Origin of the sequence: Streptomyces hundungensis (genome assembly GCF_003627815.1) — a bacterium.
In the GTDB taxonomy this organism is placed as follows: domain Bacteria; phylum Actinomycetota; class Actinomycetes; order Streptomycetales; family Streptomycetaceae; genus Streptomyces; species Streptomyces hundungensis_A.
In genome coordinates this window covers 4,078,070-4,101,282 of record NZ_CP032698.1, presented here as the reverse complement: position 1 = coordinate 4,101,282, position 23,213 = coordinate 4,078,070, and the positions used below count along the sequence as shown (strand labels likewise).

Genomic DNA, 23,213 nt, shown 5'->3' with positions numbered 1-23,213 from the left:
TACGACGGTAGCCGTGCTGGTTGCCGCGCGGGCGCGGTGTGGTGACTCGACATCAGGGGGACGCAACCTCTGCCGGTGGGCGCGACGGACGGATGGTGTGAGGGGGACAGGAGGGGCGAGGTTCGACTGACGATAAGTCAGACAGCCATCCCGTACACGATGGTGAAGAGCGTGCCGAGCGAGCCGATGATGAAGACTCCGGTCAGGCCGGCCACGATCAGGCCCTTGCCCTGTTCGGCGCTGAAGGTGTCGCGCAGCGCCGTCGCTCCGATCCGCTGTTTGGCCGCACCCCATACCGCGATGCCGAGGCAGAGGAGGATGGCGACCGCCATCACCACCTCCACCATGATGCGGGCCTCGTTGCCGAGCGTCCCGAACGGCCCCCAGTTGGGGGCGATTCCGCCGATGATGGTGGTGATGTCGCCTTTTCCGGCTGCCAGGTACATGTAACTCACCGCCCCTGTCGGGTAGTTCGATGCCCCTGCCCCACGGCATGGGTCAGGTTCTATCTTCGCTGATGAAACCGCCGGAGGAGGACGCCTTCGCGCCTCTCTTTACCCGCTTTCGCACACCAGTGCCGGTCCGACCGCCCTGACCTGCGGTGAACCGGCTGTTGACGAAAGCGCGTATGGTCACTCTGTGTATCACGCAGGGTGACTCCGGGCAATGACTGTCGTTGTTACACCCTTGGGCCGCTTGTCGTGTCGGGGGTCGACGGAGCAGGTGGGGACCGGGGACGGTTCATAGAAAGTTCTCAGAAAAGGTTCATGGTCGCTCTCAGTCGGGGCAGCGAGAGTCACAGTGTTCGCAGTCAGCAGCACGCCCGCCGACCCCCAGGAGACGCACCGTATGAAGCGCACTGGCATCTTCGGGAAGAAGTTCGCGACCGGGCGCGGAAGATTCGGCGCGCTGGCGGCCGCCGTCGCGCTCCTCGTCATACCGGCGTACGGGGGCCAGGCCGCGCAGGCGAGCGGCCGGACCGCACCGGCGCCGGCCACGGCCGAGAACGCCCGGGTGGGCGCGCTGTTCAAGGGGGGCCTGGACGACGGGCACTACTGCACGGCGTCGGTGGTGCGCAGCTCGGGCCATGACCTCATCGTCACCGCCGCGCACTGTCTGCCCGCGGACGAGTCGGAGGGCGGCAAGGCGGTGTTCGCGCCGGCCTACCGGGACGGTTCGGCGCCGTACGGGACCTGGCCGGTGGAGTCCGTGTACGAGGACGACCGCTGGAACGAGGACGGGGACCAGGACAGCGACGTCGCCTTCGCCGTGCTCGGGCCCGGCTCGGACGGCGGCAAGAAGGTCGAGGACGTGGTCGGCGGCGCCCCGCTGTTCGCGGGCCGCGCGACCGGGACGGCCGCGACCCTCACCGGCTATCCGTCCGACACCGAAGTGCCCCAGGTCTGCACGAACACCGCCGTCGCGTACGGGGACACCCAGCAGCGGATCGACTGCCCCGACTTCCCCGGCGGCACCAGCGGCAGCCCGTGGGTGGTCGAGGGCGGGGCGGTCGCGGGGGTGATCGGTGGGTACCAGTTCGGCGGGGACGACCCAGACGTCTCGTACAGCGTCGTCTTCGGGCCGCGCACCAAGTCCCTTTTCCGGCTGGCGGAGTCGGCGGGCGATCCGAAGCCGGCGGCGGCGGCGAAGGCGGCCGCGTCCCAACCGGCCGCGGACGGCGGCTCGCTGAGCGCCCCTCAGTCCGCGGCGCCGGGTGGCGATCCTGCCGGGTCGGCTCCGTCGGAGCGGCCGATGGTGTGTGCGTGTCTGATGCCGTGAGGGTGCTCTGAGGTCGTACGGGCTCTCCCGGGCCGGGAGGGGGCCCTCGGGCCGGGAGCGGGCTCTCGGGCCGGGAGCCGGGCTCTGGGCGGGCCTGGATCCCGTCCGCTGCCCCGCAGTTGACCGCACACCGTCACATGGCAGGGTTGAGCGGTGGACACGCTCAGGCCTTCGCAGGATCCGGAACGGATCGGTACGTACGCATTGCTCGCCCGGCTCGGGGCGGGTGGCATGGGGATGGTGTACCTCGGGCGGTCGCCGGGCGGGCGGCTCGTGGCGATCAAGGTGATCAAGGACGAGATCACCGACCACCCCGAGGCCCTGACGCGTTTTCGTCGCGAGGCGGAGACCGTGCGGGCGGTGCGCGGCGCGTACACCGCCAACCTCATCGACGCCTCACTGTCCGCGCCGCCGTACTGGCTGGCCACGGAGTACGTCGCCGGGCCGACGCTGTCGCACGCCGTGCGCGAGCGGGGCGCGTTCCCCGCGGACACCTGTCTGCGCCTGTTCGCGGCGCTCGCGGAGGGGCTGGCGAGCGTGCACGGGTACGGGGTGACCCATCGCGACCTGAAGCCCCAGAACGTCATCCTGTCGCCCCAGGGGCCTCAGCTCATCGACTTCGGCATCGCCAAGGGCGCGGAGGACACGGCCCTCACCCGCACGGGCCTCGCCCCCGGAACGCCGGGGTTCACGGCGCCCGAGGTGCTGATGCGTAATCAGGTGGGGGCGGCGGCGGATGTGTTCGCGCTGGGGGCGACGATCGCGTTCGCGGCGACGGGGCGGGCGCCGTTCGGTTCGGGGCCGATGGACGCCGTGTCGTACCGGGCGGTGCACGAGGAGATCGACCTCGTCGGGGTCGAGCCCCGGCTCGCGGCGCTGATCCGGGCGTGCGCCGCCAAGGACCCGGCCGAACGGCCGAGGCCGGCCGAGATCATCGCCCTGTGCGCGGTGGGCTCCGCGCTGTCGGAGGACCCTCACTACCTGGCACTCGGCAGCCTTGGCGAAGAGGTGCCGGAGACCGCGATGCGGGGGCCGCACGATATGCCCACGGCGGGCCCGGGCTACGTCCCGACCCGGTCGCCCTCGCAGGCCGGCTATGTGCCGACGCTGGCTCCGCAGGGGATGACGGCGCCGCACTCCCGCTCCCGCCGCAGACCGTGGCTCATTGCGCTCGCGGTGACAGCGGTCCTGGGCGTGACGGCAGCTGTCGCGGTGCGGCTGTTGCCGGACGGGAAGGACGGGGCGCAGGCGCAGGGCAGTGGCAAAGGGCCTTCGGCGGGTGATGTGTCGCCGGGGCTCACGGGCAGCCCGCAGCCCGTGGGGGACCAGACCCCGAAGGGTCCGCCGCAGTTCATCGAGCAGACCGCTCCGTCCGGGGATTCCTGGTCGGGCAAGGATCACGCGTGCGTTGTTCCCTCCGAGGAGGCCGCAGACCTGCACTTCCAGTATTCCGTCACGGCTGGGGACGATTCCCTCACGGACGGCGTCCCTTCCGGCAAGGCACGCATCGGCTACCGGCTCAAGTACGAGGACCCCGGTCTGGACCCGTACTACCTGTCCGTGGCGGTCAAACCGCCCCACGAGCTCGATGCCCAGGGGCATGCCACGACCAAGGGCCCCAACCGGCAGCTCGGGATGATGAACAAGGTCACCAACATGTATGCCCCCGTGCAGACGGACTGGAAGTACTTCACCTATCCCGACGACTTCGTCTATCGGTCCGGCGGCAAGGAGTTTCCGGCCATCGCCCTCAGCGCGGACCCCGGAGAGTGGACGGTGACGTTGCGTCATGTCAAATCCGTCAAGGACTACAAGAGCGTCGTGTGCGACGGTTTCATGGCCGAATGAGCGACGGTCCGACACGAGTGCGGACGAAGTGGCGGTGAACCGCGCCTCGATGGGGGAGGGTTGAGGGGTGCGCAGAGTCTGGGTGATCGGTGGGATCGGGTTCGGGGTGTGCCTGAGCTTCATCGCGCTGCTCGTCGTCGGTACGTATTCGGCCGCCGCCGGGCTCGCCTCGGCGGCAGGCAACGCGGTCGGGCTGGCCAAGGGGGCTGTACCGGCTGTCTACCAGCCGCTCGTGCAGAAGTGGGGCAACCTCTGTCCCAGCCTCAACGCGGCGATGCTCGCGGCCCAGCTCTACTCCGAGAGCGGTTGGAAGACCAGTGCGGTCAGCCCGGTCAACGCACAGGGCATCGCCCAGTTCATGCCCGACACCTGGGCGAGCCATGGCATCGACGGCAATGGCGATGGCAAACGTGACATCTGGGACCCCGCGGACGCCATCCCGTCAGCGGCCTCGTACGACTGTGAATTGGCCAAATATGTCAAGGACGTGCCGGGCGACGCGAGCGACAACATGCTGGCCGCCTACAACGCGGGTGCGTACGCGGTCATCAAGTACAGGGGTGTTCCTCCGTACCCGGAAACCCAGGGCTACGTGAAAACCATCCGCTCCCTGGAGAAGAGCTTCGCCGCCCCCGTAGGCCGGGTGCAGCCCTCGCAGCAGGCGGCCGGGGCCATTTACTACGCGCAGCAGAAGCTCGGGACTCCCTACCTCTGGGGTGGGGAGGGGACGCCCGAGCAAGGGGGGCGGTTCGACTGTTCGGGGCTTACGCAGGCCGCTTACCAGAGCGTGGGGATCACGCTGCCCCGGGTCGCCAACGACCAGTACAACGCCGGCCCGCACCCCGCCCGCAACGAACTGCTACCGGGGGACCTCGTGTTCTTCTCGACCGACCTCGGCAACTCGCGCGCCATCCACCACGTGGGGCTCTACGTGGGCGGCGGGTACATGATCAACGCCCCCTTCACCGGCGCCGTCATCCGGTTCGACAAGATCGACGCGCCGGACTACTTCGGCGCGACCCGGGTCACCAAGGACGGTGCCGCCGCGCTGCCCGGCTCCAAAGCGGGGGCCTGAACACGGCCCCCCGATGGCTGGAACTCTCCGTGAAGCCAAGGCCCTGAGCTGGGACGACGAGTCACTCTTCGATAACGTCGGCGTGATCATTCAGTGGAGAGTGGAACGCGGCGGGCGTCGAGGGCGTTCCCTGGACAGTGACTGATGTACGTACTGACCACGGGGGTTGGTAGCAGGACGGAACAAGGCAAGGGGCCGCAGCATGGCTGGACTCGCATTCGACGGAGCGAATCCCGATGTCAGCCTGCTCTACGACATCAACGGGCTCGCCCAGGACGCCCCTTCCTGGCTCGACCGGGCGATGGCCTTCGTCGGGGAGTACGGGATCCTGCTGGGCCTCGTGCTCGTCGTGCTGTGGTGCTGGTGGAGCGTGCGGCGCGCGGAGGACCGGCAGTCGGCGGTCGCCACCGTCGCCGGGATCGTGTGGGCGCCGCTGGCCGCGGGGATCGCCGTCCTGGTCAACATCCCCATCCGCGGCTTCGTTCAGCGGCCCAGGCCCTTCCTTGACCACCGGGGTCTCGACGTCCTGGTCGGCGGCAAGAGCGACTTCTCGTTCGTCAGCGACCACGCCACCCTCGCCATGGCCATCGGCGCCGGACTCTTCGTCGCCCACCGCAAGTTCGGCCTGATCGCGCTGGGCCTCGCCCTCCTCGAAGGGTTCTGCCGGGTCTACCTGGGGGTGCACTACCCGACCGACGTCGTGGGCGGTTTCGCGCTCGGCACCGCCGTCACGCTGCTCCTCGCGCCGCTCGCCCAGCTCCTTTTGACCCCGGTCGTCGCGGCCGTCGCCCGCTCCCCGCGGCTCGGCCTCCTGGTGCATTCGCGCCGGGCCCTGACGGTGGTTCCGGCCGCGCCTGGCGGTGCCGTCGACCGGCCGGGTACCGAGGAGCGCGACCTCGCGGCCTGACCGGAGCCTTCAGGTCACAGGGCCTGCGGGAAGTCGAAGAGCCTGCCCGGGTCGTACTGCCGCTTGAGCCGTGCCAGCCGCCCGGCGCCCGCGCCGTAGTAGGCGGTACGCCAGTCGGTGAGCGCGGGGTCGGGGTAGTTCTGGTAGGCCGCGCCCGAGGCGTAGGGGCGCATCGCGTCATGGGTGCGGGCCAGCCAGGACTGCTGGGTGGCGCCGGCGGTGCCGGGCACCCAGGAGGCGATGTACTGGGCGAGCACCCGTGAGGTGCGGTGCGCGAAGGCGGTCGCGTCCGGGGCGACCCGGTTGATCGCGCCGCCCAGCGCGGTGAGCACGAGGGTGCCGCCGCCCCCGTTGTCACCCGGCGGGATGCGGGTGAACTCCTCGGCGCGGGCGAGGAGTTGGCGTACGCCGGGCTCGGGGAGGGGCTTCGTGTAGAAGTCGGACTTCGCGGCGTACGTCTCGCGCTGGAGGACTCCCTGCGGGGTGCGGCCCGGGGTGGTGCCGGGCAGGTGGCACTGGGCCTGGCTGAAGGTGGAGCACCCCGCGTACAGCAGCATCGCCTCCTGGAAGCCGGTGCGGTGCAGGGCCACCGTGGCGGCGGGGGCGCCCGCCCGGTCGGCCAGGCGGTCGAGGGCGTTCTGGAGATCGCCGTAGGAACCGAGCGAGAACGCGGCGATGGTGACGGTCGGGTCGGCCCCGCCGACCGCGCCCGCCAGATGGGCCGCGGACCAGATCTCGTCGGCCTGGTCCGGGCCCCACTCCTGCCAGGCCTCGATCACCCCGCGGGCCTGCCGCCAGGGCCAGGTGAGGAAGGCGGTCACCCCGCGCGGCGCAGGGTGCGTACGGAAGGTGAAGCCGGTGACCACGCCGAAGTTTCCGTTGCCCGCGCCGCGCAGCGCCCAGAACAGGTCCGGGTTCTGTTTCTGACTGGCCGTCAGTGTCCGGCCGTCGGCGGTGACGAGGTCGATGGAGGTCACGCTGTCGCAAGTGAGGCCGTAGGCGCGGGCGGTGACGCCGTGTCCGCCGCCCAGGGCCAGGCCCGAGACGGCGACGGTGGGGCAGGAGCCGCCCGGGATGGTGCGTCCGCTGCGGGCGAGGCCGGTGTAGACGTCCAGGAGGCGGGCGCCCGCGCCGATCGTGCCGTCGGCCGCGACGGAGTTCAGGCGCGATACGTCGATCACCAGGCGCCCGGTCCCCGAGGACCACCCCGCGTAGTCATGGCCCCCACTGCGGACGGCGACCGGGGTGTGGTGGGCGCGGGCGTACGCCAGGCACTCCTGGACGTCCGCCGCGTGGGCCACATAGGCGACGGCGTCCGGACGCAGGCCGTCGAAGCGGGTGTTGTAGAGCTGGCGGGCGGTGGCGTAGTCGGCGTCGCCGGGGCGGACGAGCCGGCCGTCCAGGGAGCGGGCCAGGGCGTTGTAGTCGGCGGGCGCGGGGGAGCTCGGGGACGGGGAGCGGGTCGCGGTGCGGGTCGGGGCGGGCTCGGGGTGCCCGGAGGCGCCGCAGGCGGTGGCGGTGAGCGCGGCCGCGGCGCCGGTGGCTGCGGTCAGGAGGGTGCGGCGGCGCATGGGGGCTCCCGGGGGCGTGGGACGGGCGCTGTGCCCGCTTCTTCCCCGCCGCGCCCCTTGCCGAACCGGCCCCGCCCCTTGCCGAACCGGCCGCGCCCCTTGCCGAACCGGCCGCGCCCCTTGCCGAACCGGCCGCGCCCCTTGCCGAACCGGCCGCGCCCCTTGCCGAACCGGCCGCGCCCCTTGCCGAACCCGCCGCGCCCGTTCCCGAACCGGCCGCGCCCGTTCCCGGACCCGCCGCCCCCGCGGGGCGCCGTCTCAGGCGTCGACGGGGTCCGGGGGAGGGGAGGGCGAGGGGAGGGTGAGGGCGTGGGTCTCGGCGTCCGCGCGGGCCCGGTCGCGGCTGCGGCGGGCCGGGCCCGCCCAGCCGCAGGAGCAACGGGCCACGGCGAAGCTGCCGCGCTCCGTGAGGGAGGTCTGGTGGGACACCTCACCACCGTACTGCGGGCGTGACGGGGGCCGTACCGCGGTCGTTAGGAGAGGTGGGCTAGGCCAAGGGCGTTGGGGGTTCGGCGGCGATGGTGGTGCAACGGCACGGAGCCGGGCGAGCGGGTGCGATCGTGGCCGCCGCGCTGGTGGGCTGCGTGATCGCGGGAGCCGCCGGGTGCGGCGGGAGCAGTGCGGAGATCGCGAGCGGGTCCGCGCCCGACCCGGCGGCGCTGGTGCGGGCGGCGGCCGATCGTCTGGTGGCGGCGGGGAGTTCGCGGGCCACCACCTCCATGGAGATGGCCACCGGGGGCACCCGGGTCACGATCCGGGGCATGGGCACCTACGACTTCGGGCGCAGGACCGGGGAGTTGACGGTGCTGCTGCCCCAGGACGCCAAGGGCGCGCAGGAGCGGCGGCCGATCACCGAGCTCTTCGCGCCGGGTGCGCTCTACATGAAGAACCGGGGCGCCGGAGTGCCCGCCGACAAATGGGTGCGGGTCGACACCACCACGCTCCTGGACGGCAACCTGGTCACCGGCGGCGCCACCGACCCGTACACGGCCGCCGCTCTGCTGCGCGGCGCCCAGGACGTGGCGTACGTCGGCGAGGAGGACCTCGCGGGGGTGTCGGTGCGGCACTACCGGGGGAGCGCGGCGCTGCCCGCCCCGGTGGCGAAAGGGTTCTCCAGAGCGGTGGTGCCGTTCGACGCGTACTTCGACGCGGCGGGACGGCTGTGCAAGGTGCGCCAGCAGTTCAGCTACGTCAACCGGGGCCGGCCCGTCGCGGTCGCCTCGACGACGCTGCTGTACGGGTTCGGGGCGGACGTGAACGTACGGCTGCCCGACGCGCGGGACATCTTCGACGGGAAGATCCAGCCGTAATCAGCCAGACATGGCCCCCTCAGGGGGGCCGGTGGTGGCGGAAATGGTCCGTCCGTGCCATGCGCGGCCCGTGCCCCTCTCCTTACGCTGGGAAGCCGACGAGGCAGCAGACCGAGCGAACAGATCGAGCGGATCGACCGAGCGAACGGCAGCTAGCGACGACCGGTGGGAAGAGGTCGAGGAAGAGGTGATGTGCGTGGCTTCGCTTCGCGGTGCGACCGTCCAGGACCACGTGGCCCTCGTCGAGATCGAGCTGTGCGGTGAGTTGATGATCGCGGCGTCCGCCGCCGAGGGGGACCGGCTCAGCCCGGACCTCATCGACGAGGTCCTGAACGTGGGGCACCCCGGCGCCGGGCCGTCGGCGGAACGGTCCTGCAAGGTGGCAGGGCGCGGAAGCGCCCGGGCGTAGGCCCGGCGGCCCGCCGGTGGCGCGGTCGGGCCGGGTCCCGCCGGGTCGGGTCCCGCCGGGTCGGGTCCCGCCGGGTCGGGTCCCGCCGGGTCGGGTCCGCCCCCTCCGGGTCCCGCCGCGCCCCGGCGTGGGGCAGCCGTGCCGGGTGGGGCGGGGGAGTCAGGTGCGCATCATCCGGGCGATGGCCTTCGTGGCCTCCTCGACCTTGGCGTCGATCTCGTCGCCGCCCTTGACCGCCGCGTCCGCCACGCAGTGGCGCAGGTGCTCCTCCAGGAGCTGGAGGGCGAAGGACTGGAGGGCCTTGGTGGACGCGGAGACCTGGGTGAGTATGTCGATGCAGTAGACGTCCTCGTCGACCATCCGCTGGAGGCCGCGGATCTGGCCCTCGATCCGGCGCAGGCGCTTGAGGTGCTCGTCCTTCTGCTTGTGGTAGCCGTGCACGCCGTGGTCGTGATCGGTCAGGGGGGTCTCGACCGGGGGGCCGGCTGCCTCGGTGGTCGTCATCGCGTCCTCCCGTTGTCTGCCATGTGCCAAGTGGCTGCCGTCTGCGGCAAGGGGCTTGATACCCCTCGTGGGTATATGGTAACGAACTTCCGGCCCCCGGGCGGGGGTCCGTGCTGATCACTGTGCCCGATGGGCGACACTGAAGAACGCCGGTTAGCCGTGGCCGGATGATGCGCCTAGCATCAGCCTGACCGAATCCCAAGCACTCCGAGGACCCCACGTGCGCTTTCGTCTGACCCCCAGGGAGACGAGCTTCTACGACATGTTCTCCGCATCAGCGGACAACATCGTCACGGGCTCGAAGCTCCTCATGGAACTGCTCGGAGCGGATTCCGCGTCCCGGGCCGAGATCGCGGAGCGTATGCGGGCGGCGGAGCACGCGGGCGACGACGCCACTCACGCGATCTTCCACCAGCTCAACTCCTCCTTCATCACGCCGTTCGACCGCGAGGACATCTACAACCTCGCCTCGTGCCTCGACGACATCATGGACTTCATGGAGGAGGCCGTCGACCTGGTCGTCCTCTACAACGTGGAGGAGCTGCCCAAGGGCGTCGAGCAGCAGATCGAGGTGCTCAACCGGGCGGCCGTGCTGACCGCCGAGGCGATGCCCAACCTGCGGACGATGTCCAACCTGACCGAGTACTGGATCGAGGTCAACCGCCTGGAGAACCAGGCCGACCAGATCCACCGCAAGCTGCTCGCCCACCTCTTCAACGGCAAGTACGACGCCATCGAGGTGCTGAAGCTCAAGCAGATCGTGGACGTACTCGAAGAGGCGGCGGACGCGTTCGAGCACGTGGCGAACACGGTGGAGACCATCGCCGTCAAGGAGTCCTGACCCAGTCATGGACACCTTTGCGTTGATCGTGACCATTGGCGTCGCGCTCGGATTCACGTACACGAACGGCTTTCACGACTCGGCGAACGCCATCGCCACCTCGGTGTCGACCCGGGCGCTCACCCCCGGGCCGCGCTCGCGATGGCCGCCGTCATGAACCTCGCCGGTGCCTTCCTCGGCAGCGGCGTCGCCAAGACGGTGAGCAAGGGCCTGATCTCCACGCCCGAGGGCAACAAGGGCATGGGGATCCTCTTCGCGGCGCTGGTCGGCGCGATCATCTGGAACCTGGTCACCTGGTACTTCGGGCTGCCGTCCTCGTCCTCGCACGCCCTGTTCGGCGGCATGGTCGGCGCGGCCCTCGCGGGCGGGACCACCGTGTACTGGTCCGGTGTGCTCGACAAGGTCGTCATCCCGATGTTCATCTCGCCGGTGATCGGTCTGGTCGTCGGTTACCTGGTGATGTGCGCGATCCTGTGGCTGTTCCGCAAGTCCAACCCGCACAAGGCCAAGCGCGGGTTCCGCATCGCGCAGACCGTCTCGGCGGCCGGCATGGCGCTCGGGCACGGCCTCCAGGACGCGCAGAAGACCATGGGCATCGTGGTGATGGCGCTGACCATCGCCGATGTGCAGTCCGCCGGGGACGAGATCCCGATCTGGGTCAAGTTCGCGTGTGCGGCGATGCTGTCGCTCGGTACGTACGCGGGCGGCTGGCGCATCATGCGCACCCTGGGCCGCAAGATCATCGAGCTGGATCCCCCGCAGGGCTTCGCGGCGGAGGCCACCGGTGCCTCGATCATGTTCGGCTCGTCGTTCCTGTTTCAGGCGCCGATCTCCACCACGCACGTGATCACCTCGGCGATCATGGGTGTGGGCGCCACCAAGCGGGTCAACGCGGTGCGCTGGGGCGTGGCCAAGAACATCATCCTGGGCTGGTTCATCACGATGCCGGCGGCGGCGCTGGTCGCCGCGGTGAGCTACTTCTTGGTGCGGCTCTTCTTCGGCTAGCCGCCGCGCTCGCGGGCCCTGCCCCGGCACCCGTGCAGAGCGGCACCCGTACAAGGCAAGGGGCCCGCCTCCCGTGAGGGGAGGCGGGCCCTTCGTCGTGCGGTGGCACCGCCATGCAGCACCGCAGACGGTCTTGGGGGCGGGCCTAGCCGAAGCGGCCCGAGATGTAGTCCTCGGTGGCCTGCACGGAGGGGTTGGAGAAGATCCGCGCGGTCTCGTCGAGCTCGACCAGCTTGCCGGGCTGCCCGACGGCCGCCAGGTTGAAGAAGGCCGTACGGTCCGAGACGCGGGCCGCCTGCTGCATGTTGTGGGTCACGATGACGATCGTGAAGCGCTCCTTCAGCTCCCCGATCAGATCCTCGATCGCCAGGGTGGAGATCGGGTCGAGGGCCGAGCAGGGCTCGTCCATCAGCAGGACGTCCGGCTCCACCGCGATCGCCCTGGCGATGCACAGGCGCTGCTGCTGGCCGCCGGAGAGGCCCGAACCGGGCTTGTTGAGGCGGTCCTTGACCTCGTTCCAGAGGTTGGCGCCCTTGAGGGACTTCTCCACCACGTCGGCCAGCTCGTTCTTCTTGAACTTGCCGTTGAGACGCAGGCCCGCAGCCACGTTGTCGAAGATCGACATCGTGGGGAACGGGTTGGGGCGCTGGAAGACCATGCCGACCGTGCGGCGCACCGCCACCGGGTCGACCGCCGAGCCGTACAGGTTCTCGTCGTCCAGGAGCACCTTGCCCTCGACGCGGCCGCCGGGGGTCACCTCGTGCATACGGTTCAGGGTGCGCAGGAACGTCGACTTGCCGCAGCCGGACGGGCCGATGAAGGCGGTCACCGAGCGCGGCTCGACGGTCATCGATATGTCGTCGATCGCCTTGTGGGCGCCGTAGTAGGCGGAGAGGCCGGATACGTCGATTCGCTTGGCCATGGCTGACTCACTGTCTTTCGAAAGGACTGGTCGCTGAGGGGGTCGCGTCAGCGACCGGTCTTGGGGGCCTTCCAGCGGGCGATGCCGCGAGCCACCAGATTGAGGATCATGACGAAGGCGATCAGGACCAGGGCGCCGGCCCACGCGCGGTCGTACGCCGCGTCGCTGCCCACCCGGTACTGCTCCCAGATGTAGAAGGGCAGCGAGGACTGGGCGCCTTCGAACGGGTTGGTGTTGATCAGCTGGCTGCCGAAGACGAGCAGCATGATCGGGGCGGTCTCACCGGCGATACGGGCGATCGCGAGCATGACGCCCGTGGTGATGCCGCCGATCGCGGTCGGCAGGACCACCTTCACGATGGTGCGCCACTTGGGCACGCCCAGGGCGAGGGAGGCCTCGCGCAGCTCGTTCGGGACGAGCTTGAGCATCTCCTCGGTGGAGCGCACCACGACCGGCATCATCAGGATCGCGAGCGCCAGCGAGCCCATGAAGCCCGAGGGCTGGAGCTCGAACATCAGCATCAGGGTCAGGATGAACAGGCCGGCCACGATGGACGGGATGCCCGTCATGACGTCGACGAAGAAGGTGACGCTCTTGGCGAGCGCGCCCTTGCCGTACTCCACCAGGTAGACCGCGGTCAGCAGGCCGAGCGGCGCGGAGATCAAGGTGGCGAGGCCGACCTGTTCCAGGGTGCCGATCAGGGCGTGGTAGACACCGCCACCGGTCTCGAAGCCGGGGACGCCGGCCATCGAGTGGGACAGGAAGTACCCGTTGAGGACCTTGGTGCCGCGGCTGATCGTCGTCCACAGCAGGGAGGCCAGCGGGATGACGGCGAGGATGAAGCAGACCCAGACCAGGGAGGTCGCCACCCGGTCCTTGGCCTGCCGCTTGTTCTCGACGGCCGTGGTGACCGCGTACGAGACGGCGATGAACAGCAGCGCCGCGATCAGGCCCCACTGGACCTTGCTGTGGAGGTCGAAGGCGAGGCCGATGCCGACGGCGAGCGCGATCGAGACGGCCGCGAAGCCGACCCCCGCCCAGCGCGGCAGGGCGCGGTGGCTGAGGCTGCCCTTGCGGGGGGCCGGGGTGGCCGGCCGCGCGTCCTGGACGACTGCGTGACTCATGCGGGGCTCCCTTCGGGGCGGAGGTTCGGGCGGGGTCGGCGCCGGTGGGCTGCGGCCGGGATGTCCCGGGTGTGGGCGGCGCTCATGCGGCGGCCCCCGAGTACTCCTTGCGGCGCGCGATGATCATGCGGGCGGCGCCGTTGACCAGCAGGGTGAGGACGAACAGGACCAGACCGGAGGCGATCAGGGCGTCCCGGCCGAGCTGGTTGGACTCGTCGAACTTCGCCGCGATGTTCTGCGCGAAGGTGCCGCCGCCCGGGTCGAGGACGTGCAGCGACAGGACGTAGCTCGGGGAGAGGACCGTGGCGACGGCCATCGTCTCGCCGAGCGCGCGGCCCAGGCCCAGCATCGAGGCGGAGATGACGCCGGAGCGGCCGAAGGGCAGCACGGACAGGCGGATGACTTCCCAGCGGGTCGCGCCGAGGGCCAGGGCGGCCTCCTCGTTCATGCGCGGGACCTGGAGGAAGACCTCGCGGCTGACGCTGGTCACGATCGGCAGGATCATGATCGCGAGCAGGATGCCGACGGTGAACATCGAGCGGGCGACGCCGACTTCGGTCTTCTCGAAGACGAACGTCCAGCCCAGGTAGGTGTCGAGCCACTCGTTGAGGCCGCCGAGGTAGGGCACCAGGAACAGGGCGCCCCAGACGCCGTAGACGATCGAGGGCACGGCGGCGAGCAGGTCGACGACGTAGGCGAGCGGCGCGGCCAGCTTGCGCGGCGCGTAGTGCGAGATGAACAGGGCGATGCCGACGGCGACCGGGACCGCGATGGCCATCGCGATGACCGAGCTGACGACGGTGCCGAAGAGCAGGACCGCGATGCCGAACGCCGGCGGCGAGCCGGCCGGGTTCCAGTCGAAGGTGGTCAGGAAGTTGCCCTGGTCCTGCGAGATCGCGATGCCGGCCCGGACGCTGAGGAAGGCGGCGATCGCCGCCATGACGACGAGCAGCAGGATGCCCGAGCCCCGGGAGAGCCCGAGGAAGATCTTGTCGCCCGCGCGGCCGGTGGACGCCGTGCGGCGGGTCGTCGAGGGGCCGGGAGCGGGTGGTGGTGTGTCGGTAGCTATGGAAGAAGCCATGGTCTTTCCGGTCTGTGGGCGGGAACCGGTTGGGTTCCCTGGCGGCGGTGCACCGGATGGTGTGCGGCGGGGGCCGGATCGGGGCCCCCGCCCCACGCGAACCGCCGGGTCTTCGGCCCGGCGGCCCAACTGTGGCCTTACGAGAGGGAGTTGACCGTCTCGATGACCTTGGCGTTGATCTCGGCCGGGATCGGCGCGTAGCTGGCCTCGGTGAGCAGCTTCTGCCCGTCGGCGCCGGCGGTGTAGGAGAGGAAGGACTTGACCGCGGCGAGCGTCGCCGGCTTGTTGCCCTTGTCGCAGGCGATCTCGTACGTGACGAGGACCAGCGGGTAGGCGCCGTCGGCCTTGGTGGTGTAGTCGAGCTTCAGCGCCAGGTCCTTGCCGGTGCCGGCGATCTTCGCGGCGGCGATGGCCTTGGAGGCGTTCTCGGCGGTCGCCTTGACCGGGGCGGAGGCGCCGGTGTTGATGTCGACGGTCTTGATGGACTGCGACGCGGCGTAGGAGAGCTCGAAGTAGCCGATCGCGCCGTTGACCTGCTTGACCTGGGCGGCGACGTCACCCGAACCGGAGGCGGCCTGGCCACCGGAGGCGGCCCACTTCTTCGCCGGCGGGTAGGGCCAGTCGGCCTTGGCGGCGGCGGAGAGGTACTTGGTGAGGTTGTCCGTGGTGCCGGAGTCCGTGGAGCGGTGGAAGGCCTGGATGGCCAGGTCCGGGAGCTTGGCGTTCGGGTTCAGCTTGGCGATCGCCTCGTCGTTCCACTTGCTGATCTTGCCGTTGAAGATCTTGGCGATCGTGGAGGCGTCCAGGACCAGGCTGTCGACGCCCTCGACGTGGAAGCCGATCGCGATCGGGCCGCCGACCATCGGCAGGTTGATGCCCTGGCCGCCGCCGGTGCAGACCTTCTTGGAGTCCTCGACCTGCTGGGCGTTGAGCGGCGAGTCCGAGCCCGCGAAGCCCACCGTCCCCTGGGTGAACGCGACGATGCCGTCACCGGAGGAGGAGGCCTTGTAGTTGATCTGCGCGTCCTTGCAGCCCGCCATGTAGTTCTTGACCCACAGGTCCATGGCGTTCTTCTGGGCGGAGGAGCCGGAGGCCAGGAGCTGGCCCTTGGCGCCGTCGCACTTCACGCTGGAGGCCGCGCCGGTGGTCGCGCCGCCGCCGCCCGTGCTCCCGCCGCCGCTGTTGTTGTCGCTGCCGCACGCCGTGAGGGCCAGGGCGCTGGACACGGCGATGACGCCGAGGGCGGTGGCGCGGAGCCGGTTCTTGCGCTGAAGCTTCACTGTCGGGTGTTCCTTCCGGGAGCCGCCGGGGTCCGTTCGTTGTACGGCGGCGTGCGCTGGATGGGCGGTGAGGCGGGATGCCGTGCACCGTGTAAGGCCGAAATTAGGCAGAACAGGTGAAGCCGTCGGCGGGGGAGAGTTAACGGAAGGTGAACCGTGGCGGGCAGTGCGGTGCCGACCGTTATCGGTCCGTGTTCCGCGGCCCGGACCCGCCCGGCGCGGCACCGGGCGGGTCCGCTTTCCGGCGCGTCCCGTCTGGCCCGCCGGGCCCCGCGCCCGGCCCGCGCCCCGCGCGGCCCGGCCTCAGGTGCGGTGCAGCGCGTCGAGCAGTGCGAGGACCAGCTGGCGGTCGCGTGGCTGGGTGAGGCGGTGGTGGGCGGCGGCCGGGGGCAGCCAGAGCAGCCGGTCGACCTCCTCGTTGGCGGTGAACCGGCCCTCGCCCGCCTCGGCGGCCCAGTACTCGACGCGCTTGGGGCGGCCCTGGCCGTCCGTGTAGTGGACGGTGGGCAGGGCCGCGCCGGGCACGCAGGTGAAGCCGGTCTCTTCGAGGACCTCGCGCAGCGCGCCCGTGAGCGGCTCCTCGTCCCGCTTCAACTTGCCCTTGGGATGCGACCAGTCGTCGTACTTCGGCCGGTGGACGAGACAGATCTCCAGGGCTTGGTCGCCCCACGGGGCGCGGCGCCACAGGACGCATCCCGCGGCCAGGACGGTTCCGTCGGGTGCGGTGCTCATGATGCGGCCGGGGTCGCCGCCGGTGCTGTGGTCACCGCCCCAGGCTGCCAGACCCGCTGGAAGGTGAAGCGGGCCGCCTCCACCTCGTGCCGCTGGTCGGCGTGGAGCACGCCAAGGGCGTACGCGGTCGCCGGGGCGATCTTGGGGGTGCGGGCGGCGGCGGCCGCGGCGGACGCGGCCCCGGCGGCGTCCCGGTGCCGGTCCAGGGCCACCCCGGCGGCGGCCGTCCGCTCGGGACGCTCCGGCTCGCCGGGCCGGTGGTCCAGGACCTCTCGCGCGTACCGGTGCAGCCGCAGCAGCAGCCGCACCTGATGCCAGGGGCCGTCCTGGCCCTCGCTCTCCTGGCCGAGCGCCTCGGCGTTGTACGGATGGGCCGCGCGGGCCAACGGCAGGGCGGCGACGGCCCGTTGGAGCCGGTCCTCGGCGTCGAGGGCGGCCGGCACCAGCACCTCGGCGGCACGGGCCGAGGCGGCGGCCCCCAGCGGAACCTCACCGGCGAGCAGCGCGACCGCGTCCGCCACCGCGTGGAAGCGGGCGGAGCCGAGCGCCTGGAGGGCCGCCGAGTGGGCCCGGGTGCGGGTCAGGGTGAGCTGCCGGTCGAGCAGGGCTCCGGCGCGGGCGGCTCCCACCGCGAGGGTGCCGGTGTCCCCGCGCGGCGGCGGCACCCGGGTGCCGGAGAGCCGGTGCAGGGCGTCCAGGAGCCGGGTGAGCCGGGCGGCGCAGGAGTGCTCGGCCGCCAACGTGGCGGACAGCCAGCCCAGTTCGCCGCGCACCTGGTCGGCCCAGGCGGCGTCGAGCAGCGGGCGGAAGGTGTAGAGGGTGGCGCTGACGCGGCGGGCGGCGGACCGCAGCGCGCGGGCCGCCTCCTCGGCCGAGCGGCCGTCGGACCCCGCCTCCTGGTGGCGCCGCAGCCCCCGCAGGAAGTCCCCGGCCCGCGCGTGCAGGTAAGGGGCCAGCACCTCGCCGGCCGAGGCGTCGAGCGCAACCGCCGGCGTACGGGGGTCGGGGGCCAGGGCGTGGGCCGCGGGTGCCTGCGGGGCGGGGGTCGGGGCGGCGGGGGTCGGCCGGGCCGCGGTGTTCTCAGGGCGTTGCACGCCGGCGCCTCCGGGCGTCTATCAGCATCTCCTGGACGTTCCGCAGCGGCTGTCCCTCGGCGTCGACCGAGTGCCGGGTCCAGTTCCCGTCGGCGCTCAGGTGCCAGGACGCGGTGGTGTCCGACATCCCGGTCTCCAGGAGCCGGCTCAGGACCGCGCGGTGGGCCGGGTCGGCGACCCGGACCAGGGCCTCGATGCGTCGGTCGAGGTTGCGGTGCATCATGTCGGCGCTGCCGAACCAGACTTCGGGTTCGCCGCCGTTGCCGAAGATGAACACCCGCGAGTGTTCCAGGAAGCGGCCGAGGACCGACCGTACCCGGATGTTCTCCGACAGGCCGGTGACACCGGGACGCAGGGCGCAGATGCCGCGCACCCAGACGTCGACCGGCACGCCGGCCTGGGAGGCCCGGTAGCAGGCGTCGATGACGGCCTCGTCGACCATCGAGTTGACCTTGATGCGGACGTGCGCGGGGCGCCCGGCGTGCTGGTGGGCGATCTCCTTGTTGATCCGGGCGACCAGGCCGTCCCGCAGGGACTTGGGCGCCACGAGCAGCCGCCGGTAGGTCTCCCGGCGGGAGTACCCGGAGAGCCGGTTGAAGAGGTCCGAGAGGTCGGCGCCGACCTGCGGATCGGCGGTCAGCAGCCCCAGGTCCTCGTAGAGCCGGGCCGTCTTGGGGTGGTAGTTGCCGGTGCCGACGTGGCTGTAGCGGCGCAGCGCCTCGCCCTCCTGGCGCACCACGAGGGAGAGCTTGCAGTGCGTCTTGAGGCCGACGAGCCCGTACACGACGTGGCAGCCGGCTTCCTCCAGCTTCCGCGCCCACTTGATGTTGGCCTGCTCGTCGAAGCGGGCCTTGATCTCGACGAGGACGAGCACCTGCTTGCCGGACTCGGCCGCGTCTATCAGCGCGTCCACGATGGGCGAGTCGCCCGACGTCCGGTACAGGGTCTGCTTGATGGCGAGCACGTCCGGGTCGGAGGCGGCCTGTTCGAGGAAGGCCTGCACCGAGGTGGAGAACGAGTCGTAGGGGTGGTGGAGCAGGACGTCGCGCTCGCGGACCGCGGCGAAGATGTCGGGCGCGGACGCCGACTCGACCTCGGCGAGGTCGCGGTGGGTGCCCGCGATGAACTTGGGGAACTTCAGCTCCGGCCGGTCGAGCGCGGCGATCCCGAAGAGTCCGGTCAGGTCGAGGGAGCCGGGCAGCGGATAGACCTCGGCGTCCGAGACCTTCAACTCCCGTACCAGCAGGTCGAGTACGTAGGGGTCGATGGACTCCTCGACCTCCAGGCGCACCGGCGGCCCGAAACGGCGCCGCATGAGTTCCTTCTCCAGCGCCTGGAGCAGGTTCTCGGTGTCGTCCTCCTCGACTTCGAGGTCCTCGTTGCGGGTCACCCGGAACATGTGGTGCGCGAGCACCTCCATGCCGGGGAAGAGCTCCTCCAGGTGGGCCGCGATGACGTCCTCCAGGGGGACGTAGCGCTGCGGCGAGGCCTCCAGGAAGCGGGAGAGCAGCGGCGGGACCTTCACGCGCGCGAAGTGGCGGTGGCCCGAGACGGGGTTGCGCACCACCACGGCGAGGTTGAGCGAGAGTCCCGAGATGTACGGGAAGGGGTGTGCGGGGTCCACGGCCAGCGGGGTCAGGACCGGGAAGATCCGCTGGCGGAACAGCGTGAAGAGGCGGGCCTGCTCCTTCTCGGTCAGCTCCGGCCAGCGGATCAGGTCGATGCCCTCGTCGGCCAGGGCCGGGGCGACGTCCTGCTGGTAGCAGGCGGCGTGGCGGGCCATGAGCTCGCGCGAGCGGGTCCAGATCAGGTCGAGGACCTCGCGGGGCTGGAGGCCGGAGGCGGAGCGGGTGGCGACGCCGGTGGCGATGCGGCGCTTGAGGCCGGCCACCCGGACCATGAAGAACTCGTCCAGGTTCGAGGCAAAGATCGCCAGGAAGTTCGCCCGTTCGAGGAGCGGGGTCGCGGGGTCCTCGGCGAGCTCCAGTACGCGCTCGTTGAACGCGAGCCAGCTGCGTTCCCGGTCCAGGAAGCGGCCCGAGGGCAGCTCGTCGCCCTCGCTCTCGTCCTCGTAGGCGTCCAGGCCCGCGTCGATGTCCGGCTCCAGGTCGGAGACGACGGCCGCCAGGGTGTGCGGCCGGTGCCCGGCTATGGAGCCGACGGACGGCTGGGCCGGCTGGGGCGGGACGTCGGCGCTGGGCTGCTGGCTCATGTCCCCATTGTTCCGCGCGCGGGGCCTGTCCAGCGCGTCGGAGAGGGCGGGAGCGAGAGCCCGGCTGGTGCCAGGTGGGGGAACTGGTCCGTTCCGGGAGGCGAGCGCCGGCGGCTTCATTACGCGAGCGTCGCAAGCGTGTCTGAATAAATGGTTACGGGGACATGGCGTGTGGGCAAGCGAACCCGGGCCTCAGGACTCGGCGCGGTACATCAGGTCCACCTCGTGCGTGGCGAAGCCGAGGCGCTCGTAGACGCTGAGAGCCGCGACGTTGTCGGCGTCGACGTACAGCATGGCCGTGGGCAGCCCCTCGGCCGCCAGGTGGCGCAGGCCCGCCGCGGTCAGGGCCTTGCCGAGGCCGCCGCCCTGGGCGTCCGGCCGGATCCCGAGGACGTACACCTCACCGAGCCGCTCCTCGGCGTGCACCTTGGTCCAGTGGAAGCCGATCAGCTCGCCGTCCTTCTCCGCGAGGAGGAAGCCCTTGGGGTCGAACCACGGCTCGGCCTTGCGGTCGTCGAGGTCGCGCTGGGTGAGCGAGCCCTGCTCGGGGTGGTGCGCGAAGGCGGCCGCGTTCACCGCGAGCCACGCCGCGTCGTCCTCGCCCGGCGCGAAGGTGCGCACGGTGACGCCCTCGGGCCAGACCGGCTCGGCGATGTCCAGCGGGCTCAACGGCCGCCGCAGCTGGCGCAGTTCACGGAAGAGGGTCAGGCCGAGCACCTGGGCGAGGTGACGCGCGGCCGGGTGTCCGCCGTGCGCCCACACCCGAAGCCGCTTGCCGGTCGACCCGAGCAGCGCGCTGCCGAGCGCCCGGCCGTGCCCCTGACCGCGGTGCGCGGGACGCACCACCAGCTCGGCGGCGGGCGCCTCCACGGGATCGGTGTCCTCCAGCTGGGCGTACCCGGCGAGCACATCGCCCAGGGTCAGCAGAAAATGCCGCACGCCCTCGCGCCGGCCGCCGCGCAACTGGAGCCGCCCCTGCTCGGAGACCGCCTGCTGCCCGTCGGCGCGGCCGGCTTCGGCGAGGAGGTCCAGGACGTCCCGCGCCTGGGAGTGACTGAGCTCGTCGAGCGTCTGGATCTCGCGGGAGGACGGGGCGGGGGCGGCTGCGTCTGTCATGGGTACGAGGGTACGGCGCGGGCGGGCGCGAACGGGGGCGGGTGCGAACGGAGGTGGGTGCGAACGGAGGTGGGTGCGGGGCGGGTTCGCGGTGCGGGCTCGCGTGGCGGTTCGCGGTGCGGGCTCGCGTGGCGGTTCGCGGTGCGGGCTCGCGTGGCGGTTTGCGGGGTGGCTCGCGGTGCGGGCTCGTCTTCGCGATGCGGGGCACCTGGGGAGGTCGCCCCACCCCCGGCGCTCACCCAATGGCAATCAGCTCGTGACCCGCCACCCCCTGTTGCGCTACGCGCGTTGACCTTAGGCTGCGCCGGGACTTCACCCGGACACTCACAGGGGACACCCAGAACACATGCCAGCCAAACCCCACATGAAGCGTGCGGCCACACGACTGTGGGCGGGGGCCGCCGGACTCGCCACCGTCGGAGCGCTCGTCGCCGCGATGCCCGCGGACGCGCACGACCGCGGCCACGGGCACCACCCGAAGCCGGACCGCACCGTCGACGTACAGCTGCTGTCCTTCAACGACCTGCACGGCAACCTGGAGCCCCCGGCCGGCTCCGCGGGCGCGGTGACGGAGCGTCAGGCGGACGGCACCACCAAGTCCGTGCCGGCCGGTGGCATGGAGTACCTCGCCACCTCCCTGCGCACCGCCCGCCAGGGCCACCCGTACTCGATCACCGCGGCCGGCGGCGACATGATCGGCGCGAGCCCGCTGCTCTCCGGGATGTTCCACGACGAGCCGACCATCGAGGCGCTCAACAAGCTGAAGCTGGACGTCACGGCCGTGGGCAACCACGAGTTCGACGAGGGCGCCACCGAGCTCGCCCGGATGCAGAACGGCGGCTGCCACCCCACCGACGGCTGCTACGAGAAGGGCAAGACGTTCCCCGGCGCGGACTTCCCCTACCTCGCGGCCAATGTGACGAGCGAGAAGACCGGCAAGCCGATCCTCAAGCCGTACACGGTGTGGAAGAAGAACGGCGTCAAGATCGGCTTCATCGGCGTGACGCTGAAGGGCACCCCGAACGTCGTCACCGCGTCCGGCGTCAAGGGCCTCAACTTCGCCGACGAGATCGAGACGATCAACAAGTACGCCAAGGAACTGGACCGCCAGGGCGTCAAGTCCATCGTCGCGCTGATCCACGAGGGCGGGATGCCCGTCAGCAACGCGTACAACGACAGCTGCGACACCAACGGGCCCGGCAGCGGCATCTCGGGCCCCATCGTCGACATCGCCAAGGGGATATCGCCCAAGGTGGACGCGCTGGTCACCGGCCACACCCACCAGGCGTACGTCTGCACCGTCCCCGACCCGGCGGGCAACCCGCGCATGGTCACCTCGGCGGCCTCCTTCGGCAAGCTGTACACGGACACGACGCTCACCTACGACCGCCGCACCAACGACATCGTGCGCACGGCGGTACGGTCCCCGAAGTCCGCGAACCACATCGTGCGCCGGGACCAGCCCAAGGCCGCCGACATGACTGAACTGATCGCCCGCTGGGGCAAGTTGGCCGCGCCGGTGGCCAACCGGCCGCAGGGCTTCATCTCGGCCGACATCAACGGCCGCGGCTCGGACGCCCCCGAGAAGCCGCTCGGCGACCTCATCGCCGACGCCCAGCTCGCCGGCCTGTCCGCCCCCGACAAGGGTGGCGCGCAGCTCGCCCTGATGAACCCCGGCGGCATCCGCTCGGACCTCGTCTACAAGGCGAGCGGCGCCGAGGGCGACGGGGTCGTGACCTATGGCGAGGCGTTCACGGTCCAGCCGTTCACCAACATGATGAACGTGGTCGACCTGACCGGGGCGCAGCTCATCACCGCGCTCCAGCAGCAGGTCAGCGGCGCCAACGCGGCCGACCCCAAGATCCTCCAGATCTCGAAGGGCCTGACGTACACGCTGGACCTGACGAAGTCCGGCGCGGCCCGGGTCGTCGTCGACACGATCAAGCTGAACGGGGTGGCGATCGACCCCACCAAGACGTACCGGGTCGCGATGAACGAGTTCCTCGCGGGCGGGGGTGACGGGTTCCCCGCGCTGGTCGGCACGAACAAGCTGGTCGGGGCGTCGGACCTGGACGTCTTCGACGCGTACCTGGCGGCGAACTCGTCGGCGTCCACGCCGATGGCTCCGCCGGTTCCGGGTCGCATCACAGTACGCAAGTAACCACCCCCTCCGGGCCCCGGGGCCCGGGGCCACTCCGCCCCGGGCCCCCTTGCCCCTGCGGACCGTGCCCGCTTCTCGCGCAGTTCCCCGCGCCCCTAAAGGCCCTTCGATCTGCGGGCCGTTGTCGCGCCCCTGAAAACCCGCCTTCGTCTGCGGACCGTGCGTGGCTGGTCGCGCAGTTCCCCGCGCCCCTAAAGGCCCTTCGATCTGCGGGCCGTTGTCGCGCCCCTGAAAACCCGCCT

The 23,213-nt window shown here is 71.2% G+C and carries 20 protein-coding genes and 1 pseudogene; 9 read left to right on the top strand and 12 right to left on the bottom strand.

All coding sequences use genetic code 11. The annotated features are described in order from the left end of the window. Positions 1–137 precede the first annotated feature (137 nt). Positions 138–446: a hypothetical protein gene (locus tag DWB77_RS18305; protein ID WP_053729027.1), complete on the bottom strand. Its 309-nt coding sequence runs from the start codon at positions 444–446 to the stop codon at positions 138–140. 403 nt (positions 447–849) lie between these two features. Between DWB77_RS18305 and DWB77_RS18300 the strand changes: the two genes are divergently transcribed. From DWB77_RS18300 to DWB77_RS18285, 4 genes are all read left to right on the top strand, one after another. Then, complete coding sequence (locus DWB77_RS18300) at positions 850–1,779, top strand: trypsin-like serine peptidase (protein WP_120722274.1); 930 nt, start codon at positions 850–852, stop codon at positions 1,777–1,779. A 153-nt stretch (positions 1,780–1,932) separates the two neighbouring features. Next, positions 1,933–3,627, top strand: coding sequence for a serine/threonine-protein kinase (locus DWB77_RS18295; protein ID WP_120722273.1), 1,695 nt, complete (start codon positions 1,933–1,935; stop codon positions 3,625–3,627). A gap of 67 nt (positions 3,628–3,694) precedes the next feature. Continuing rightward, positions 3,695–4,702: a bifunctional lytic transglycosylase/C40 family peptidase gene (locus tag DWB77_RS18290; RefSeq protein WP_174248571.1), complete on the top strand. Its 1,008-nt coding sequence runs from the start codon at positions 3,695–3,697 to the stop codon at positions 4,700–4,702. Positions 4,703–4,904: 202 nt separating this feature from the next. Continuing rightward, a complete protein-coding gene (locus DWB77_RS18285; RefSeq protein WP_120722271.1) occupies positions 4,905–5,609 on the top strand; it encodes a phosphatase PAP2 family protein in 705 nt (234 codons plus the stop codon). Between the two features lie 14 nt (positions 5,610–5,623). Here the strand turns inward: DWB77_RS18285 and DWB77_RS18280 are convergent, their stop codons facing one another. Together DWB77_RS18280 and DWB77_RS37830 are read right to left on the bottom strand one after the other, a co-directional pair. After that, positions 5,624–7,180 (bottom strand): FAD-binding oxidoreductase, encoded by a 1,557-nt coding sequence (locus DWB77_RS18280; protein WP_120722270.1) that lies wholly within the window; start codon positions 7,178–7,180, stop codon positions 5,624–5,626. A gap of 258 nt (positions 7,181–7,438) precedes the next feature. Continuing rightward, complete coding sequence (locus tag DWB77_RS37830; protein ID WP_162952550.1) at positions 7,439–7,609, bottom strand: hypothetical protein; 171 nt, start codon at positions 7,607–7,609, stop codon at positions 7,439–7,441. Between the two features lie 89 nt (positions 7,610–7,698). Here DWB77_RS37830 and DWB77_RS18270 point away from each other — a divergent pair, with 89 nt between their 5' ends. Further along, positions 7,699–8,490, top strand: a complete 792-nt coding sequence (locus DWB77_RS18270) for a hypothetical protein (protein WP_120722269.1) — start codon at positions 7,699–7,701, stop codon at positions 8,488–8,490. Between the two features lie 190 nt (positions 8,491–8,680). Further along, on the top strand, positions 8,681–8,899 hold the full coding sequence (locus tag DWB77_RS18265; protein WP_120722268.1) for a hypothetical protein: 219 nt from the start codon (positions 8,681–8,683) through the stop codon (positions 8,897–8,899). Between the two features lie 159 nt (positions 8,900–9,058). Here the strand turns inward: DWB77_RS18265 and DWB77_RS18255 are convergent, their stop codons facing one another. After that, complete coding sequence (locus tag DWB77_RS18255) at positions 9,059–9,403, bottom strand: metal-sensitive transcriptional regulator (protein WP_120722267.1); 345 nt, start codon at positions 9,401–9,403, stop codon at positions 9,059–9,061. A gap of 220 nt (positions 9,404–9,623) precedes the next feature. Between DWB77_RS18255 and DWB77_RS18250 the strand changes: the two genes are divergently transcribed. Together DWB77_RS18250 and DWB77_RS18245 are read left to right on the top strand one after the other, a co-directional pair. Beyond that, the gene (locus tag DWB77_RS18250) at positions 9,624–10,244 is read left to right on the top strand and encodes a DUF47 domain-containing protein (protein ID WP_053729022.1); all 621 of its coding nucleotides are present in this window, start codon (positions 9,624–9,626) and stop codon (positions 10,242–10,244) included. Between the two features lie 7 nt (positions 10,245–10,251). Next, positions 10,252–11,249: pseudogene (locus tag DWB77_RS18245) on the top strand (anion permease). A gap of 145 nt (positions 11,250–11,394) precedes the next feature. On the opposite strand, the gene pstB reads toward DWB77_RS18245, so the two are convergent. The 8 genes from pstB to mshD all read right to left on the bottom strand — a co-directional run bounded on the left by pstB (position 11,395) and on the right by mshD (position 20,810). After that, the gene (gene pstB, locus DWB77_RS18240) at positions 11,395–12,171 is read right to left on the bottom strand and encodes a phosphate ABC transporter ATP-binding protein PstB (protein ID WP_120722266.1); all 777 of its coding nucleotides are present in this window, start codon (positions 12,169–12,171) and stop codon (positions 11,395–11,397) included. A gap of 47 nt (positions 12,172–12,218) precedes the next feature. Next, positions 12,219–13,295, bottom strand: a complete 1,077-nt coding sequence (gene pstA / locus DWB77_RS18235) for a phosphate ABC transporter permease PstA (RefSeq protein ID WP_120722265.1) — start codon at positions 13,293–13,295, stop codon at positions 12,219–12,221. Between the two features lie 82 nt (positions 13,296–13,377). Next, entirely contained in the window at positions 13,378–14,376 is a 999-nt protein-coding gene (pstC, locus tag DWB77_RS18230; protein WP_120722264.1) for a phosphate ABC transporter permease subunit PstC, read from the bottom strand. Positions 14,377–14,513: 137 nt separating this feature from the next. Then, positions 14,514–15,656, bottom strand: a complete 1,143-nt coding sequence (pstS, locus tag DWB77_RS18225) for a phosphate ABC transporter substrate-binding protein PstS (RefSeq protein WP_120722263.1) — start codon at positions 15,654–15,656, stop codon at positions 14,514–14,516. Positions 15,657–15,959: 303 nt separating this feature from the next. After that, positions 15,960–16,388 carry an NUDIX hydrolase gene (locus tag DWB77_RS18220; protein ID WP_120722262.1) on the bottom strand — a complete coding sequence of 143 codons (429 nt, stop codon included), beginning with the start codon at positions 16,386–16,388 and terminating at the stop codon, positions 15,960–15,962. Beyond that, entirely contained in the window at positions 16,385–17,482 is a 1,098-nt protein-coding gene (locus tag DWB77_RS18215; protein WP_120722261.1) for a CHAD domain-containing protein, read from the bottom strand. The genes DWB77_RS18220 and DWB77_RS18215 overlap by 4 nt, the downstream gene beginning before the upstream one ends. Beyond that, entirely contained in the window at positions 17,469–19,694 is a 2,226-nt protein-coding gene (locus DWB77_RS18210) for an RNA degradosome polyphosphate kinase (protein ID WP_120722260.1), read from the bottom strand. Before DWB77_RS18210 ends, DWB77_RS18215 begins: the two co-directional genes overlap by 14 nt. Positions 19,695–19,886: 192 nt before the next feature. Continuing rightward, complete coding sequence (gene mshD / locus DWB77_RS18205) at positions 19,887–20,810, bottom strand: mycothiol synthase (RefSeq protein WP_120722259.1); 924 nt, start codon at positions 20,808–20,810, stop codon at positions 19,887–19,889. A gap of 346 nt (positions 20,811–21,156) precedes the next feature. Here mshD and DWB77_RS18200 point away from each other — a divergent pair, with 346 nt between their 5' ends. Beyond that, complete coding sequence (locus DWB77_RS18200; RefSeq protein ID WP_120722258.1) at positions 21,157–22,971, top strand: bifunctional metallophosphatase/5'-nucleotidase; 1,815 nt, start codon at positions 21,157–21,159, stop codon at positions 22,969–22,971. Positions 22,972–23,213 lie beyond the last annotated feature (242 nt).

Bases quoted from the DNA above. Each gene is read 5' to 3' on its own strand.
- DWB77_RS18305 (WP_053729027.1), bottom strand. From the start codon at position 446: ATGTACCTGGCAGCCGGAAAAGGCGACATCACCACCATCATCGGCGGA.
- DWB77_RS18300 (WP_120722274.1), top strand. From the start codon at position 850: ATGAAGCGCACTGGCATCTTCGGGAAGAAGTTCGCGACCGGGCGCGGA.
- DWB77_RS18285 (WP_120722271.1), top strand. From the start codon at position 4,905: ATGGCTGGACTCGCATTCGACGGAGCGAATCCCGATGTCAGCCTGCTC.
- DWB77_RS18280 (WP_120722270.1), bottom strand. From the start codon at position 7,180: ATGCGCCGCCGCACCCTCCTGACCGCAGCCACCGGCGCCGCGGCCGCG.
- DWB77_RS18270 (WP_120722269.1), top strand. From the start codon at position 7,699: ATGGTGGTGCAACGGCACGGAGCCGGGCGAGCGGGTGCGATCGTGGCC.
- DWB77_RS18265 (WP_120722268.1), top strand. From the start codon at position 8,681: ATGTGCGTGGCTTCGCTTCGCGGTGCGACCGTCCAGGACCACGTGGCC.
- DWB77_RS18255 (WP_120722267.1), bottom strand. From the start codon at position 9,403: ATGACGACCACCGAGGCAGCCGGCCCCCCGGTCGAGACCCCCCTGACC.
- pstB (WP_120722266.1), bottom strand. From the start codon at position 12,171: ATGGCCAAGCGAATCGACGTATCCGGCCTCTCCGCCTACTACGGCGCC.
- pstA (WP_120722265.1), bottom strand. From the start codon at position 13,295: ATGAGTCACGCAGTCGTCCAGGACGCGCGGCCGGCCACCCCGGCCCCC.
- pstC (WP_120722264.1), bottom strand. From the start codon at position 14,376: ATGGCTTCTTCCATAGCTACCGACACACCACCACCCGCTCCCGGCCCC.
- DWB77_RS18220 (WP_120722262.1), bottom strand. From the start codon at position 16,388: ATGAGCACCGCACCCGACGGAACCGTCCTGGCCGCGGGATGCGTCCTG.
- DWB77_RS18210 (WP_120722260.1), bottom strand. From the start codon at position 19,694: ATGAGCCAGCAGCCCAGCGCCGACGTCCCGCCCCAGCCGGCCCAGCCG.
- mshD (WP_120722259.1), bottom strand. From the start codon at position 20,810: ATGACAGACGCAGCCGCCCCCGCCCCGTCCTCCCGCGAGATCCAGACG.
- DWB77_RS18200 (WP_120722258.1), top strand. From the start codon at position 21,157: ATGCCAGCCAAACCCCACATGAAGCGTGCGGCCACACGACTGTGGGCG.